The 16,582-nt window shown below is 67.6% G+C and carries 14 protein-coding genes; 10 read left to right on the top strand and 4 right to left on the bottom strand.

Features of this window, described 5'->3' with window-relative positions; translation table 11 throughout:
- Positions 1-42: 42 nt before the first annotated feature.
- The 3 genes from DIE15_RS05310 to glcC form a co-directional block, all read right to left on the bottom strand.
- Positions 43-990: a GlxA family transcriptional regulator gene (locus DIE15_RS05310; protein ID WP_057925486.1), complete on the bottom strand. Its 948-nt coding sequence runs from the start codon at positions 988-990 to the stop codon at positions 43-45.
- A 172-nt stretch (positions 991-1,162) separates the two neighbouring features.
- A complete protein-coding gene (locus DIE15_RS05305; protein ID WP_124832578.1) occupies positions 1,163-2,644 on the bottom strand; it encodes a nitronate monooxygenase in 1,482 nt (493 codons plus the stop codon).
- 206 nt (positions 2,645-2,850) lie between these two features.
- Complete coding sequence (gene glcC / locus DIE15_RS05300) at positions 2,851-3,621, bottom strand: transcriptional regulator GlcC (protein WP_057925484.1); 771 nt, start codon at positions 3,619-3,621, stop codon at positions 2,851-2,853.
- Positions 3,622-3,844: 223 nt separating this feature from the next.
- Here glcC and glcD point away from each other — a divergent pair, with 223 nt between their 5' ends.
- The 10 genes from glcD to DIE15_RS05250 all read left to right on the top strand — a co-directional run bounded on the left by glcD (position 3,845) and on the right by DIE15_RS05250 (position 15,702).
- A complete protein-coding gene (gene glcD, locus DIE15_RS05295) occupies positions 3,845-5,344 on the top strand; it encodes a glycolate oxidase subunit GlcD (protein ID WP_057925483.1) in 1,500 nt (499 codons plus the stop codon).
- On the top strand, positions 5,344-6,426 hold the full coding sequence (gene glcE / locus DIE15_RS05290; RefSeq protein ID WP_124832577.1) for a glycolate oxidase subunit GlcE: 1,083 nt from the start codon (positions 5,344-5,346) through the stop codon (positions 6,424-6,426). Before glcD ends, glcE begins: the two co-directional genes overlap by 1 nt.
- Before the next feature lie 24 nt (positions 6,427-6,450).
- Positions 6,451-7,671, top strand: coding sequence for a glycolate oxidase subunit GlcF (glcF, locus tag DIE15_RS05285; protein ID WP_124832576.1), 1,221 nt, complete (start codon positions 6,451-6,453; stop codon positions 7,669-7,671).
- A 22-nt stretch (positions 7,672-7,693) separates the two neighbouring features.
- A complete protein-coding gene (locus DIE15_RS05280; RefSeq protein ID WP_057925480.1) occupies positions 7,694-8,098 on the top strand; it encodes a heme-binding protein in 405 nt (134 codons plus the stop codon).
- Between the two features lie 42 nt (positions 8,099-8,140).
- Entirely contained in the window at positions 8,141-10,315 is a 2,175-nt protein-coding gene (locus tag DIE15_RS05275; protein WP_124832575.1) for a malate synthase G, read from the top strand.
- A 546-nt stretch (positions 10,316-10,861) separates the two neighbouring features.
- Positions 10,862-12,424, top strand: coding sequence for a sensor domain-containing diguanylate cyclase (locus DIE15_RS05270; RefSeq protein ID WP_057925478.1), 1,563 nt, complete (start codon positions 10,862-10,864; stop codon positions 12,422-12,424).
- A gap of 130 nt (positions 12,425-12,554) precedes the next feature.
- Positions 12,555-13,937, top strand: coding sequence for a cache domain-containing protein (locus tag DIE15_RS05265; protein ID WP_057925477.1), 1,383 nt, complete (start codon positions 12,555-12,557; stop codon positions 13,935-13,937).
- A gap of 32 nt (positions 13,938-13,969) precedes the next feature.
- Positions 13,970-14,614 carry a response regulator transcription factor gene (locus tag DIE15_RS05260; RefSeq protein WP_124832574.1) on the top strand — a complete coding sequence of 215 codons (645 nt, stop codon included), beginning with the start codon at positions 13,970-13,972 and terminating at the stop codon, positions 14,612-14,614.
- A 336-nt stretch (positions 14,615-14,950) separates the two neighbouring features.
- On the top strand, positions 14,951-15,436 hold the full coding sequence (locus DIE15_RS05255; RefSeq protein WP_124832573.1) for a DUF2778 domain-containing protein: 486 nt from the start codon (positions 14,951-14,953) through the stop codon (positions 15,434-15,436).
- The gene (locus DIE15_RS05250; protein WP_057925474.1) at positions 15,436-15,702 is read left to right on the top strand and encodes a hypothetical protein; all 267 of its coding nucleotides are present in this window, start codon (positions 15,436-15,438) and stop codon (positions 15,700-15,702) included. The genes DIE15_RS05255 and DIE15_RS05250 overlap by 1 nt, the downstream gene beginning before the upstream one ends.
- A gap of 97 nt (positions 15,703-15,799) precedes the next feature.
- Here DIE15_RS05250 and DIE15_RS05245 read toward each other — a convergent pair whose 3' ends face one another.
- Positions 15,800-16,396: a phospholipid-binding protein MlaC gene (locus tag DIE15_RS05245; protein WP_124832572.1), complete on the bottom strand. Its 597-nt coding sequence runs from the start codon at positions 16,394-16,396 to the stop codon at positions 15,800-15,802.
- Positions 16,397-16,582 lie beyond the last annotated feature (186 nt).

Genomic DNA, 16,582 nt, shown 5'->3' with positions numbered 1-16,582 from the left:
AGAAACGTTGACCACGCAGCGCGCTGACCGGCCGGCGGTCGATCAGCGCGCTGCATTCGATCTGCTCTCGCGTCGAATCGCCTGCGGCGGGTGCCCATGCAGTTTGATGAAGGCCCGCCGCATCCGTTCCGGATCGGTGAACCCGACAGCCAGGGCAATCTGTTCGATCGGTTCGCTGCCACCCTGCAGACGCAACCTCGCCGCTTCGACGCGCAAGCGCTCGACTGCCTTGGCAGGCGTTTCTCCGGTTTCGCGCCGAAAGGCTCGTCCGAACTGTCGCAAACTCAATCTCGCGGCATCCGCGAGTCGTTCGACAGGTAATGCTTCAGCCAGATGCTCCCTGGCGAAATTCAGCGCGATGCGGATACGATCCGATTCCGGCTCCATCTGCGACATGGCGGAGAATTGGGACTGCCCGCCCGGTCGACGATACGGAACAACCAGAAGCCTGGAGACAGCGCGCGCAACCTCCGCGCCCATATCTCTTTCAATCATGCCGAGCGCCAGGTCTATTCCGGAGGCGATGCCCGCCGACGTCCAGACGCGGCCATCCACGATATAGATGCTATCGCCGTCGACCCTGGTGCGAGGGAATTGCGACTGCAACAGCGCAGCGTATCGCCAGTGGGTCGCTGCTCTCAAGCCATCCAGCGAGCCGGTTTCCGCAAGCAGAAACGCGCCCGTGCACACGCTTGCCACCCGCGATGCCCTGGCGGTCAATTTTTTCGCAGCGGCGATATTCTCCGATGTCTGCATCGGATCGATATCTCCCCCCACGAAAACGACGGTATCAAACGAGCGCCTCCCGATCGGCTTTGTCTCGATCGACAGGCCCGTATTGCCAGGAACCGGGCCGCCGGATTGCGAAATTACTTGAAGATCGTATGGCGTATGCCCGGCTGCCGTGGCCACCTGATTGAAGGCCGACAGTGGCCCGCCAAGATCAAGCGCATCGTAGCCACGGCAAACGAAGAATCCGATTCGATGCATGACGAAACAATGACTGAAATACCCGAGAGGCGTATTTTACCGATAACCCTCGAATAGCGTCATTCGGCCTAAAACGAGGGAAGAACGTCATTTACGCCACCATCGATTACCGGTACACGCACGCGTCAGAACAGCGCGGGCGAATCAACGCCCATCCTCAACGCCCATCCGCCTAAACGCTCCCCGCCCCCTGCTCCCTCAACCGCACATCCACCGCCCCGATATTCTTCTCATGCGCGACCAGCATCAGCGACAGCGCGTGATGAATATCCGGATCGGCGAGCGTCGGCAGCAGCGTCTGCAGTTTGCGCACGACCCACCTCTGACCTCGGTTCAAAAACGCCATCCGTTCGGCCAGATCGTCGATCGCCATCGCCTTTTCATAGAACGAACCGGTCGCACGCGTCGGCGTCGCACCGAGCGTGCGAATCGCATCGACCAGCACGCTGCACCAGTGGGCCTCATCCTGCCGAATATGCGCGATCAGCCGATGGAGTTCCTGATCGTCGCCGACCTCGGCCGCCGTTTCCGACGCCACACGTGCACCCGCGCGCTCCGCCTCCAGCAACTCATCGAGCGCCGTGAGCAACGCCGCACGATTTTCATCCGCCTCGCCTGCCGGTGAAGCCACGACGCCCTTCTCGACGATCGCCGCCGCATCGAGCACGATCCGGCGCAGCACGTCGCCGGCCGATTCGATCGCCCGGATCTTCCCGGCGCCGGTACCCGCATACAACGCCATCGCTTCGAAATCGCCCGTCATCGTACGCAGCGGCGAATCCGTGCTGAACAGGTAGATCGGCCGCCCTTCCTCATCGCCGATCACCACGCGCTCATCACCGAAAGGATCCCCACGCTCGCCACGCGTGACGCTCGACGGCAGCACACGCACCCGCGCGCCGCGCGGCCAATTGATGTGGAAGATATCGGTCAACAGCGTGTCGCCTTCACGCGCATCGACGATCCGCTGCTGGTGATACGCATGCGCGAACGACTCGTGCGTTGCGATGAACGCCGTGCCCATGACCGCGCCCTGCGCGCCGAGCGCCATCGCGGCGGCCACGTCCGCGCCGTCGACGATCCCGCCCGCTGCCAGCACCGGCAACCGCGTCGCGTGAACCACTTCAGGCAGCAACTCGGCCAGCGGCCGATCGCCACGCACATGGCCGCCAGCCTCATACCCCTGGACGATCAGCGCCTGCGCGCCCGCCGCCTCGGCCGCGCGCGCATCGTCGAGCGAGCCGACCTGATGCACCACACGCACGCCCGCATCGCGCAGACGCCGCACGACACCCGGCGTCACGTCCCAGAACAGTGCGACCACCGGCACACGCAATTCGATACACGCGTCGAGCTGCGCATCGAGCAACTCGGGCGGCGTCGACGCGGGAATCAGGTTGACGCCGAACGGCCGCTCGGTGGCCGCGCGCACCTGCTCGACCTCGCGCCGGATCAGCGCGACCGGCTCGCGCACCATCCCGAGAAAACCGAACCCGCCGGCCGCGCTCACCGCGCTCGCGAGTTCGGCCCGCGCGACACCGCCCATGCCCGCGAGCACGATCGGCCATGCACAGCCGAGCAGGTCGCAAACGGGGCGATGCAGGATCTGGACGGCGCGGGCCTCGGGCCCGTCGCCACGCGTCGGAATCGACATGCAGCGTCCTCCTTTCAAGATCGGCGGCGCGTCACGGTCAACGGTCAACGGCCAAAGCGCGCGTCGCGCAAAGGCGAAACGGTTCGTGTCGGGCCACGCATCGAATAGATCACATTGTGACATATTCGGCCGCCAGGCCGCACTCCCGGCGCAACATGCTTGATACACGTCATGGCGACACCGACCATTCGGTCATACGGTTCGGTTCAGGTCCACCCTTCGAGGCGCAGCGTCGAGCGCACGAGCCGCTGCTCCTCCGCTTCGATCTCGCGCAGATACTCGACGCACTGCCGGATATGCTCGCTCGCGGCCTTGCGCGCCTGGTCGGGCAGCCGCCCGGTCACCGCGTTGTAGAGCCGCGCGTGCTGACGGTCGATCTGCTTCTTCAGCGGCTCGCGATGATAGAGGTTGTTCACCGACGCGAACACGGAACTGAGCAGCAGGTCGGTCAGCGACTGCAGCGTGTTGACGAGCACCGGATTGTGCGACGCCTCGCAGATCGCGAGATGGAACGCATGGTCGAGCTTCGCGCGTGCGGCCGGATCGAGATCCTGCGCATCGGCCGCCGTCATTTCCTCGTAGCGGCGCCGGATCAGGATGAAGTCGGCGGGCGTCCCGCGCAGCGCGGCGAGCCGCGCGGCTTCGGTCTCGAGCATGCCGCGCACCTCGAACAGGTCATACAGCGTGCGCGGCTGCGAGCCGAGCAGATGCATCATCGGCGAGACTTCGCGCTGCGGGGTCAGGCTCGCAACGAACGAACCCTTGCCGTGCGTCGTGTCGATGATCCCGCGCGCGCGCAGCAGCTTCATCCCTTCGCGCACGGCCGTGCGCGACACGCCGAGCTTCTCCGTGAGCCGCCGCTCGGACGGCAGCGCCTGCCCGGCCTTCAGCACGCCGTCGACGATCAGCTGCTCGATCCGCTCGGCGACGACATCGGCGACGTTGCGCGCCGGCGCCTGTCTATCCTGCATTTCCATACTGGTATGACCACTTCGGAACGATATCGCCGATTTTCTCACAAACCCTTGTAGCAATTGGGTTTTCCGTCACAACCACCACTACCCGCCAGGCACGCCTCGAAAAACTGGTATGACCATGCCAGAGACGTCTGGACACGCGTCGGCCACCCGCCAAGAATGCCGTCCATCCGGCGCGCTGCGCATCCCGCGGCCGCCTGCATGGTGGAGACGGAGACAGACGATGAGTTTCACCTACGACGAACGGATCGACGGCGCGCTGGCGACCGTCGACCGCGACACGCTCGTCGCCGCGCTCAACGCGGCGGCGCCCGGCCTCGACGTGCTGCACGAGCGCGAGGCGCTGAAGCCGTTCGAATGCGACGGCCTCGCCGCATACCGCACGGTGCCGCTCGCGGTCGTGCTGCCCGACACGGTCGAGCAGGTGCGCGCGGTGCTGCGCGTCGCGGCCGCGCACGGCGTGCCGGTCGTCGCGCGCGGCGCGGGCACCGGGCTGTCGGGCGGCGCGATGCCGCTCGAAAAAGGCCTCCTGCTCGCGATGTCGAAGTTCAACCGGATTCTCGAAATCGACGCCGATGCCGGCATCGCGCGCGTGCAGCCCGGCGTGCGCAACCTCGCGATCTCGCAGGCCGCCGCACCGTACGGCCTCTATTACGCGCCCGATCCGTCGTCGCAGATCGCATGCTCGATCGGCGGCAACGTCGCCGAAAACGCAGGCGGCGTGCACTGCCTGAAATACGGGCTGACGGTGCACAACATCCTGAAGGTCGAGATCCTGACGATCGACGGCGACACGCTGACGCTCGGCGCCGACGCGCTCGATGCGCCCGGCTTCGACCTGCTCGCGCTGTTCACCGGCTCCGAGGGAATGCTCGGCATCGTCACCGAAGTGACGGTGAAGCTGCTGCCAAAGCCGCCAAGCGTGAAGGTGCTGATGGCGAGCTTCGACGACGTCGCCGAAGCCGGCGCGGCGGTCGCGCGGATCATCGGCGCGGGCGTGATCCCGGGCGGGCTCGAGATGATGGACAACCTCGCGATCCGCGCGGCCGAGGACTTCATCCACGCCGGCTATCCGGTCGACGCGCAGGCGATCCTGCTGTGCGAACTCGACGGCGCGGCGACCGATGTCGAAGAAGACGCCGCACGCGTCGCCGCGCTGCTGCGCGACGCCGGCGCGTCGGAGATCCGCGTCGCGCGCGACGAAGCCGAGCGCCAGCGCTTCTGGGCCGGCCGCAAGAACGCGTTTCCGGCGGTCGGCCGCATGTCGCCCGACTACTACTGCATGGACGGCACGATCCCGCGCCGCGAGCTGCCGCGCGTGCTCGAAGGCATCGCCGCGCTGTCCGCCGAATACGCGCTGCCGGTCGCGAACGTGTTCCACGCAGGCGACGGCAACATGCATCCGCTGATCCTGTTCGACGCGAACCGCCCCGGCGAGCTCGACCGCGCGGAAGCGCTCGGCGGCAAAATCCTCGAGCTGTGCGTCGCGGTGGGCGGCAGCATCACGGGCGAACACGGCGTCGGGCGCGAGAAGATCAACCAGATGTGCGTGCAGTTCAACGCCGACGAAATCACGTTCTTCCATGCGGTGAAGGCGGCGTTCGATCCGCAGCGCCTGCTCAATCCCGGCAAGAACATCCCGACGCTGCACCGCTGCGCCGAATTCGGCGCGATGCACGTCCATCACGGCAAGCTGCCGTTTCCCGAACTGGAGCGCTTCTGATGCGACGCGAACGCGAACCCGAATCGATCGACGACAGCGCGGCGCTCGTCGCGCAGATCGACGCCGCGATCCACGATCGCCAGCCGCTGCACATCCGCGGCGCGGGCACGAAGGCGTTTGTCGGCCGTGCCGTCGAGGGCCGCACGCTCGACGTGCGCACGCACCGCGGCATCGTCGCGTACGACCCGACCGAACTCGTCATCACCGCACGCGCGGGCACGCCGCTCGCCGAACTCGAGGCGATGCTCGACGCGGCCGGCCAGATGCTGCCGTGCGAGCCGCCGACGTTCGGCGGCGCGGCAACCGTCGGCGGGATGTTCGCGGCCGCGCTGTCGGGGCCGCGCCGCCCGTGGGCCGGCGCGGTGCGCGATTTCGTGCTCGGCTGCCGGGTAATCACCGGCCACGCGAAACACCTGCGCTTCGGCGGCGAAGTGATGAAGAACGTCGCGGGTTATGACGTGTCGCGGCTGCTCGCGGGCAGCTTCGGCTGCCTCGGCGTCGTGACGGAGGTATCGCTGAAGGTGCTGCCGAAGCCGCGCGCGACCGGCGATCTCGCGCTGCCGCTCACGGCAGGCGAAGCGGTGCAGCGCGTCGCCGGATGGCGTCGCGCCGGGCTGCCGCTCGCGGGCGCCTGCCACGCGGACGGCGTGCTGCGCGTGCGGCTCGAAGGCGGCGAGGGCTCGGTGAAGGCCGCGCGCGACACGATCGGCGGCGAGCGCATGGACGATCGCGTCGACGGCTTCTGGGCACGGCTGCGCGACCTGTCGCTGCCGTTCTTCGACGATCCGCGCCCGCTGTGGCGCGTGTCGGTGCCGGCCGCCGCGCCGCTCGATGCGCTGCCGGGCGTGCAACTCGTCGACTGGGGCGGCGCGCAGCGCTGGCTGAAGAGCGACGCCGCGCCGGCCGACGTGCAGCGGTTCGCCGCGCAGTGGGGCGGCCACGCGACCTGCTTCACGCCCGGCACGACGCCCGAGCCGTTCCAGCCGCTGCCGCCCGCGCTGCTGCGCGTGCACCGGCAGCTGAAGGCACAACTCGATCCGCATGCGATCTTCAATCCCGGCCGCCTGTACGCGGACGTCTGACGCCAACCCGACTTCGAACCGCCGATGCAAACCAATCTCAGCGAAGCAAGCAAGGCCCTCGACCGGGCCGACGAAGCGGAAGCGATCCTGCGCGCCTGCGTGCACTGCGGCTTCTGCAACGCGACCTGCCCGACCTACCAGGTGCTCGGCAACGAGCTCGACGGGCCGCGCGGGCGCATCTACCTCATCAAGCAGATGCTCGAAGGCGAGCCGTGCGGCGAGCGCACGCAGCGGCATCTCGATCGCTGCCTGACCTGCCGCAACTGCGAGACGACCTGTCCGTCCGGCGTGCGCTATCACACGCTGCTCGACATCGGCCGCGCGGAAGCGGAAAAGCGCGCGCGCCGCCCGGCACGCGAACGCCTGCTGCGTGCGGGCCTGCGTCACGTCGTGCCGCGGCCGGCGACGTTCGCCGCGCTGCTGAAGGCCGGCCGCGCGCTGCGCCCGCTGCTGCCCGCGACACTGCAGGACAAGATCCCGGCCGCCGCGCCGGCAGACACCCCGCGCCCGCCGGTACGCCATGCGCGGCGCGTGCTGCTGCTCGAAGGCTGCGTGCAGCCATCGCTGTCGCCGAACACCAACGCGGCCGCGGCACGCGTGCTCGACCGGCTCGGCATCAGCGTGACGCCCGCGCGCGAAGCCGGCTGCTGCGGCGCGACCGAATATCACCTGAACGCACAGGAGGCGGGGCTCGCGCGAGCGCGCCGCAACATCGATGCGTGGTGGCCCGCGATCGAGGCCGGCGCGGAAGCGATCGTGCTGACGGCAAGCGGCTGCGGCGCGTTCGTGAAGGAATACGGCGACCTGCTGCGCTCCGACCCCGTCTATGCGGACAAGGCGCGGCGCGTCAGCGCGCTTGCGCGCGATCTCGCCGAAGTGATCACGGCCGAACCGCTCGACGCGCTGGCCGATGCGACGCCGCGCCGCGTCGCGGTGCATTGCCCGTGCACGCTGCAGCACGCGCAGCGGCTCGGCGGCGCGGTGGAAAGCATCCTGACGCGGCTCGGCTTCGATCTGACGAATGTCGCCGACGGCCACCTGTGCTGCGGCTCGGCCGGCACCTATTCGCTGACGCAGCCCGAACTCGCGACCCGACTGCGCGACAACAAGCTCGACGCGCTCGAAGCCGCGCGGCCGGACCTGATTGTCACGGCCAACGTCGGCTGCCAGACTCACCTGAACGGCGCGGGCCGTACGTCCGTGCGCCACTGGATCGAGCTCGTCGACAACCGACTCGTCAACTGACCGCTGATTCCGGAGGAACACCTTGAAAACGAAACCCGAACTCGAACTCGCCGATGTCGAACGCATGCTTGCCGCCGCCCGCGCGGAAGCCGAGCGTCACGGCTGGGCGGTGTCGATTGCCATCGTCGACGACGGCGGCCACCTGCTGGCGTTCGCACGCCTCGACGGCGCGTCGGCGGCCAGCGCCTGCATCGCGCAGGACAAGGCGCGCGCGGCGGCGCTCGGCCGTCGCGAGACGAAGGCGTATGAGGATATGATCAACGGTGGCCGCACGGCGTTTCTGAGCGTGCCGCTGACGGGGTTGCTCGAAGGCGGCGTGCCGGTCACGGTGGACGGCCGCATTGCAGGCGCGATCGGTGTGTCTGGCGTAAAGTCCGAACAGGACGCGCAGATTGCCCGCGCCGGCACACAAAGCGTCGCGGCATAACCAGCCAAGCCGCGCGCGCATTTTTCCCCGGGAGGAATCACGATGATCGACCAAGCAGGACTGCAAGTCGCGCCAGCGCTGAGCCAGTTCATTGAAAACGAAGCACTGCCGGGCACCGGTATCGACAAGGCCGCGTTCTGGAGCGGTTTCTCGGCCCTGGTGCACGACCTCGCGCCGCGCAACCGCGAACTGCTCGCGGAACGCGACCGCCTCCAGCAGGAACTCGACTCGTGGCATCGCGCGCACCCCGGCCCGGTGCGCGACCATGCCGCGTATCGCGCGTTCCTCGAACAGATCGGCTACCTCGTGCCGGTCCCGTCGAACGTCGCGGCAGCCACCACGAACGTCGACAGCGAGATCGCGACGCAAGCCGGCCCGCAGCTCGTCGTGCCGCTGTCGAACGCGCGCTATGCGCTGAACGCCGCGAACGCACGCTGGGGCAGCCTGTACGACGCGCTGTACGGCACCGATGCGCTGCCCGAGGACGGCGGCGCGGAACGCACCGCGGCCTACAACCCGACGCGCGGCCAGCGCGTGATCGACTACGCGCGCGACGTGCTCGACAACGCGGCGCCGCTCGCGAGCGGCTCGCACCGCGACGCGCTGCGCTACCGCGTGCAGGACGGCCAGCTCGCCGTCGAAACCGGCAAGGGCGTCGTGCCCCTCGCACAGCCGGCGCAATTCGTCGGCTACCAGGGCGCGGCGGGCGCGCCGTCCGCGATCCTGCTCAAGCACAACGGCCTGCACCTCGAGATCCAGATCGACGCATCGACCCCCATCGGTCGCGCCGATCTCGCGAACGTGAAGGACGTCGTGCTCGAAGCGGCGGTCAGCACGATCATCGACTGCGAGGATTCGGTCGCGGCGGTCGACGCCGACGACAAGGTCCAGCTCTACCGCAACTGGCTCGGCCTGATGCAGGGCACGCTGGTCGAGGAAGTCGCGAAGGGCGGCAAGGCCTTCACGCGCCGCCTGAACGCCGATCGCGAGTACACGACGCCGGCCGGCGGCACGCTGTCGCTGCACGGCCGCTCGCTGCTGTTCGTGCGCAACGTCGGCCACCTGATGACCAACGGCGCGGTGCTCGACCGCGACGGCAACGAGATTCCGGAAGGGATCCTCGACGGCGTCGTCACGGTGCTGTGCTCGCTGCACGACCTGAAGGCGAAGCGCAACTCGCGCACGGGCTCGATCTACATCGTGAAGCCGAAGATGCACGGCCCGGTCGAAGTCGCGTTCGCCGATACGCTGTTCGCGCGCATCGAGGATCTGTACAACCTGCCGCGCAACACGCTGAAGATGGGCATCATGGACGAGGAGCGCCGCACCAGCGTGAACCTCGCCGCGTGCATCGCCGCGGCCGCCGCGCGCGTCGCGTTCATCAACACCGGCTTCCTCGATCGCACCGGCGACGAGATGCACACCGCGATGGAAGCGGGCCCGATGATCCGCAAGGGCGACATGAAGTCGTCGGCGTGGATCCAGTCGTACGAGCGCAACAACGTGCTCGCGGGCCTGTCGGCCGGCCTGCGCGGCCGCGCGCAGATCGGCAAGGGCATGTGGGCGATGCCGGACCTGATGCACGCGATGCTCGAGCAGAAGATCGCGCATCCGCGCGCCGGCGCGAACACCGCCTGGGTGCCGTCGCCGACCGCCGCGACGCTGCACGCGCTGCACTACCACCTCGTCGACGTGCAGGCCGTCCAGCAGGAGCTCGAGAAGACGCCGTACGCGAGCGAGCGCGACGCACTGCTCGAAGGGCTGCTGACCGTGCCGGTCGTCGAGCGCGCCGCCTGGAGCGAGGCCGAGATCCTGAGCGAGGTCGAGAACAACGCGCAGGGCATCCTCGGCTACGTGGTGCGCTGGGTCGAACAGGGCGTCGGCTGCTCGAAGGTGCCCGACATCCACGACGTCGGCCTGATGGAAGACCGCGCAACGCTGCGCATCTCGAGCCAGCACATCGCGAACTGGCTGCGCCACGGCGTGATCACCGAGGCGTTCGTGCTCGACGTGTTCAAGCGGATGGCGCGCATCGTCGACCAGCAGAACGCGGGCGACCCGAACTACCGCCCGATGGCGCCCGGCTACGACCAGTCGACCGCGTTCAAGGCCGCGTGCGCGCTGGCGCTGCAGGGCACGTCGCAGCCGAGCGGCTATACCGAGCCGCTGCTGCATCGGTTCCGGCTCGCGTTCAAGGCGCAACAGCGCGGCGCGTGAACCTTCGCATGCGGGCTTTCCCGCATGCGGTTTCCCGAAACGGGCGGCCATCACCGGCCGCCCGTTTTCATCTATGAATTTATGCGGATGCTGAAACGGATAACCGGTCCGTATCGCACGACTTCGGGTTTCGCGTTCGCCGGCCGCTCACCGCGAAAATCGGCGACCGCGGAATGCACGCCGCTCCCGCGCGGGCACGGAGCCTTGCGCTGCAACGCTCTGCGCGCAATTGGCAAGTTTCGGAGGCCGCGCTAATTTGATCCGGATCAACGATTCACAACATTTTCCGCGCACGCCAATGTGCGCGTTATACTCGGACCAATCCGCGCCGCCCGATTCGTCGGATCGTCGAATCGCGGCAAATCTTGCCGGTAAACAGGGGACCTGGCGGTTTATCCAACCGCAAATACCGATAATCGTCCCCCGTTTTCTCGGTCAGTCGGACAAATGCGTGCCGGGGGCCGCATACCCGATCGCCCCCGTCCAATCATACGAACAATAGCATCGGCCCACCGCCCGGCGGCGATGCCCATCGATCCACGGACCATGGCAGAAACCGACTACGCAATGCCCAGCGAATCCGGCCTGACGGGCCGTGTCGCGGCGCAATTGCGCAGGCTCCTCCTGCCGCACCTGATCTTCTATTCGGGCTTGCTGATCGGCCTGCTCCTGATGCTGCTCTGCGGCATCGTGCTGTACGAAGCCCGCATCGACGCGCGCGACCGTGCGCGCATCACGCAGCAGAACATCGCGCTGATGGCGTCGTGGGACATCGAACGCAATATCGAGTTCTACTCACTGTCGCTGCAGGCGGTCGTCGAAGGCGAGAACGATCCGACGATCGTCGCGCTGCCGATGCCGCTGCGCCGCCAGGTGCTGTTCGATCGTGCGACGACGGCCAAGTACCTCGGCGGCATCTACGTGCTCGACGCGAACGGCGACATTGCGGTCGACGGCAAGAGCGACGTGCCGCGCAAGGCCAATTTCGCCCACGAACGGTACTTCACCGTGCAGCGCGACCACCCGGACGTCGGCTTGTACGTCAGCGACCCATACCATTCACGGCTGCGCGACGGCTCGCCGAGCGTCGCGCTCAGCCGGCGAATCACGCGGCCCGACGGGTCGTTCGGCGGCGTTGCCGTGATGTCGATCCGGCTCGAATATTTCCAGAACCTGTTCTCGCGCCTCGCGCTCGGCGATCGCGGGTCGATGGCGCTGATCAATACCGACGGCCTGATGCTCGCGCGCCAGCCGTACGACCCGGCGATCGTCGGCCGCGACATCAGCAAGGCAAGCACGTTCCGGCAGTTCATGACCGCCAGCGAGGGCAGCTTCGCCGATACCGCGTCGATCGACGGCGTGCGGCGCCTGTACGTGTTCCGGCACCTCGATAACCTGCCGCTGATCATCATGGTCGCGCGCTCGGAAGCCGACACCTACGCCGCGTGGTACGACCGCGCGATCCCGATCGGCACGGCCATGGCCGTGCTCGCGCTCGGCTTCGTCGGCCTGTCGCTGCTGCTCGACGTGCAATTGCGCAAGCGTCACCGCGCGGAAACCGAACTGCAGGCCCTCGCGCGCACCGACGGCCTCACCGGCCTCGACAACCGCCGGATGCTCGACGTCACGCTCGCGCGCGAATGGCGCCGCGCGGCGCGCTCGCAGCACGCGCTGTCGCTGCTGTTCGTCGACGTCGATCACTTCAAGCGCTACAACGACACGCAAGGCCACCAGGCCGGCGACGATGCGCTCGCCGCCGTCGGCCGCTGCATCGCCGGCTGCCTGCGGCGCCCGGCCGACTATGCGGCCCGCTACGGCGGCGAGGAGTTCGTCGTCGTGCTGCCCGACGTCGACACGAACGGCGCCGTGACGATCGCCGAAGCGATCCGCACCAGCATCCTCGATCTGGGGATCCGGCACGACACGAGCACGTCCGGCCGCCTGACCGCGAGCATTGGCGTGACGACCTGCTATCCGGAACGCGACGACAGCATCCAGGCCGCGCTGAAGCTCGCCGACGACGCGCTGTACCGCGCGAAGGAACGCGGGCGCAACCAGGTTGTCGTGCAGACGGCCCCGTCCGTCGACCGCACGCCGCGCCGCGTCTGAGCCGACCTGCGCGCCGGCTGGCCGTCCGGCCGCCGCACCGCCGCCCACGGGCAAAATCGCCGACAATGTCGGCTCGCCGCGCCGCCGCGCGGCACACGCGCCCGCCGGCCCGCGCCCGCTTCGCACCACCATGAGACTCAAGGCAAAGATTTTCCTTCTGGCCATCGTGCCGTTCCTGCTCGCGATCGCCGGCATCGGCTTCGGCGTGCGCCAGCAGGCGACGTCGCTCGCGCGCACGCAGCATGCGACGATCCAGGCTGCCTACCTGTCGAGCAAGGAAGTCGAGCTGAAGCACTACGTCGAGCTCGCGACGAGCGCGATCATGCCGCTGTACGACGCGAGCGGCCGCAATGCGCGCGACGAGGGGTTGCTGCGCACGCAAGCGCTCGCGATGCTGCAGAAGATGGATTTCGGCCCCGACGGCTATTTCTTCGTATACGACCTGCACGGCAATGCGCTGATGCATCCGCGCGAGCCCGAGCGCGTCGGCCACAACTACTGGTCGATGCGCGACCCGCAGGGTGCGCTGACGATCCAGCAACTGATCGGCGCCGCGTCGCACGGCGGCGGTTACGTGCGCTACACGTGGCAGCGGCCGTCGACGGGCAAGGCCGCGCCGAAGCTCGGCTACGTCGTCGCGCTCGAACGCTGGGGCTGGATGGTCGGCACCGGCATCTATCTCGACGACGTCGACACCGCGCTGCAGCGCATCGACGCGCGCGCGTCCGCGAACATCGAGCGCACGATGACCTGGCTCACCGCGATCGCGTTGACCGGCGCGGCGGTGATCGCCGTCTGCGCGCTGGTGCTGAACGTCAGCGAGTCGCGCAGCGCCGACGCGAAGCTCAAGCAGCTTGCGCAGCGCGTCGTCGAATCGCAGGAGCAGGAGCGCGAGCGGCTGTCGCGCGAGCTGCATGACGGGATCAGCCAGATGATGGTGTCCGCGAAGCTGATGCTCGAATCCGCGCTCGCGCGTTTCGAGCGTGGCGCGACGCGCATGCCTGAAGCCGAGCAGGCACTCGCGTCGGGTGTCGGGCGGCTCGGCGACACGCTGCGCGAGGTGCGGCGCATCTCGCATGCGCTGCGCCCGGCGATGCTCGACGATCTCGGCCTCGCGGCCGCGCTCGAGCAGCTCGTGCGCGAGTTCGGCGCGGAAAGCGGCATCGACATCGGCTATACGCAGGTCGCGCACAGCGGCGCGCGGCCGTTGCCCGCGCCGGTCAATACGGCGCTGTTCCGGATCGCGCAGGAAGCGCTCAGCAACATCGTGCATCATGCGCAGGCGTCGCGCGCGGCCGTCACGCTCGACGTCGGCGCGCATTCCGTCACGCTGACCATCGCCGACAACGGCTGCGGCTTCGACGCCGAGCGTTCGCAGACCGATGCGCGCCGCGGCATCGGGCTGCGCAACATGCGCGAGCGCCTCGACGCGCTCGGCGGCGCGCTGACGATCACGTCGCAGGTCGGCCACACCGTCGTGGCCGCGCGCGTGCCGCTGCGCGCCGTCGCCTGATAACGCGCCACCATAACCGGAGACCTTTGCCCATGAGCGCCCCCGACACCGCCCGGCCCGCCGCCCGACTGCTGCTCGTCGACGACCACCCGCTGGTGCGCGACGGCCTGCGGATGCGGCTCGAGGCGGCCGACCTGTCCGTGGTCGGCGAAGCCGGCAACGCGGACGAGGCGCTCGCGCTCGCTGCATCGCTCGAACCCGATCTCGCGCTGATGGACGTCGGCATGAACGGGATGAACGGCATCACGCTCGCCGGCGTGTTCCACGAGCGCTTTCCGGGGATCCGTGTGCTGATGCTGTCGATGCACGACAACATCGAATACGTGACGCAGGCCGTGCGCGCCGGCGCGCACGGCTATCTGCTGAAGGATTCGCCGGCGAGCGAGATCGTGCGCGCGATCGGCGCGGTGCTGGCCGGGCAGACGTTCTTCAGCGAGGGGCTCGCCGCGCGGATGATCCAGGCGAGCGCGGCCGCGTCGCCGCTCGACCGCTTGACCCCGCGCGAACGCGACATCCTCGATGCGCTGGCCGAGGGGCTGTCGAGCAAGCAGATCGCGCAGCAGACGGGGCTGTCGGTGCGCACGGTGGAAACCCATCGGCTCAACCTGAAGCGAAAGCTCGAGATCGAAGGGCAAGCGGAGCTGATCAAGTTTGCGGTCGAGCATCGGCGGCGGTGAGCGGATTGCCGGCCGATTTTTTACATTCAGGTCCTTTGACATGAATGTTCGACGTGACGAACCACATCCGGTGTCAGGCCGTCGCGTCTTACGCGATGCAGTCGAGAAGCACGGCTTGACTTGCCTTGACTCAACTTACAGCGACAGTGATTTCGCGGACAGTCCGTAACATTTTTCGGCTGCCGCGCGCAGTCGCGCGCGTGCGTCCGTAGACGTCGTGGTTCAAGACGATTTCACAGAGGAGGGCAACCCGATCGTGGTCCCCGGCAGGACTACCGAGTTGAGTGTCCCAGGTTCATCTGATACGGTCCGTCCAAATCAACTGCGGGATCACCCATGTCAGCGTCATGCACCTTCGTCCTGAACGGGCGGCCGATTTCCCCCCTTTCATGCGGTGGCGCCGGTCCCGTATCGGCGTTCAGCGGCATGCCAAACGATCGCAACCAACCGGAAGCGATCGCGAAGCCGAAGTCAGGTCCTTTGCCGCAGGGCTTGTATTACGTCGTCGATCGACAGTCGGGAGGCCGCCTGGGATGGCTCTATGACTTCGTGCATGCGAACCTGTATGGAACCAACCGGGATAGATGGTTTGCGCTGTACCGTGCCGACGGGACAATCGACGATTGGACAACCGTGAACGGCGTGCGCCGCGGCGCATTCCGCCTGCATCCGAACGGCCCGCTCGGACGCAGCGAAGGCTGCATCACCGTGAAGGATGCGCAAGACTTCGAACGGTTATCGGCGCACCTTCGGGCACGGGGCGCAACGTTGCCGCCCCCGGGGAGCAACGTCAAGGCATATGGAATCGTCGAGGTGCGGTAATGAAGGTCACGCGCTATGCCCTCAACATCCTGGCGACCCTCATTCTCGGCACGCTGCTCACACGCTGGTTCGTCCGTCTCCCGATCGAGACGCACATTCCCGCGACAATCGAATCGGCGATGGCATTTTTCGGGGTTGACACCATTGCGCATGCCGACGACGTCGAGGGGATCGGGCTCTTGCTCGTACTGGCCGTCTGTCTCGTCGTGGCCGGCTTGGCTGTTTGGGGCGTTAACCGGGTAGTTCGGCGCCAGGTGAAACACTGACGGTGCATTTGTTCAATGTGCAACGCCCCGGCCGCATTCGCGACCGGGGCGCGATGATTTCAGCGTCGCATTTCAGTCGCGGCTCGCGCCGCGACCGTCAATTCGTCCGCGAATTGTGCTTCTGCAGATACGCGATCAGCCCGTCGATACCGCCCGACGCGAGCTGGCTCTTGAACTGGCCCTGGTAGACCTGGATCAGCCACGCGCCCGACATGTCGATGTCGTAGATCTTCCAGTCGCTGCCGACCTTGCCGAGCCGGTAGCCGACCGACTGGCTGTCGCCCGGCGTCGTGACCGTCGACTGCACCAGCGCATCGGCACCCGACGCGCCGCTCGCCTTGAACGAGAACTTCGCGTCCTGGCTGCCGAGCTGCGCGAGCGATGCGGCATAGGTGCGCGTCATCAGCAGCTTGAACTGCTTGTACAGCTCCTGCTGCTGTTGCGGCGTCGCCTGCTTCCAGGCATCGCCGACCGCGATGCGGGTCGTGCGCTCGAAGTTCGTCGCGGGCAGGAAGCGCTGCTCGACGACGTGCGTGACTTTCGCCATGTCGCCACCGCGCGCGCCCGGATCGGCCTTCATCGCGTTGACCGTGCCCTCGACCGCAGTGCGGACGACGTCGACCGGCGCGCTCTGCGCGAAAGCGGAAACCGACACGGCAGCCGCCGCGACGAAAGCAAACAGATGACGTTTCATACGGATAATCGCACTCGATTAGAAAAAAACGGCCGGCGGATTGCATCGATTGCATCGGCCGGTGGGTCGAAGTATAGCGGCCCGGGCGCCCGCCTGCCGCGCGGTGACCGACTGTTACCTTTGAACCCCTTTTGTCACCGGGCCCGCCGCCGCGCGATTCCGGCCGATTATGTAAATATCCCCATA

The sequence above is a fragment of the Burkholderia sp. Bp9031 genome (assembly GCF_003857965.1).
Classification (GTDB): Bacteria; Pseudomonadota; Gammaproteobacteria; order Burkholderiales; family Burkholderiaceae; genus Burkholderia; species Burkholderia ambifaria_A.
This window is presented reverse-complemented; position numbering and strand designations above follow the sequence as displayed.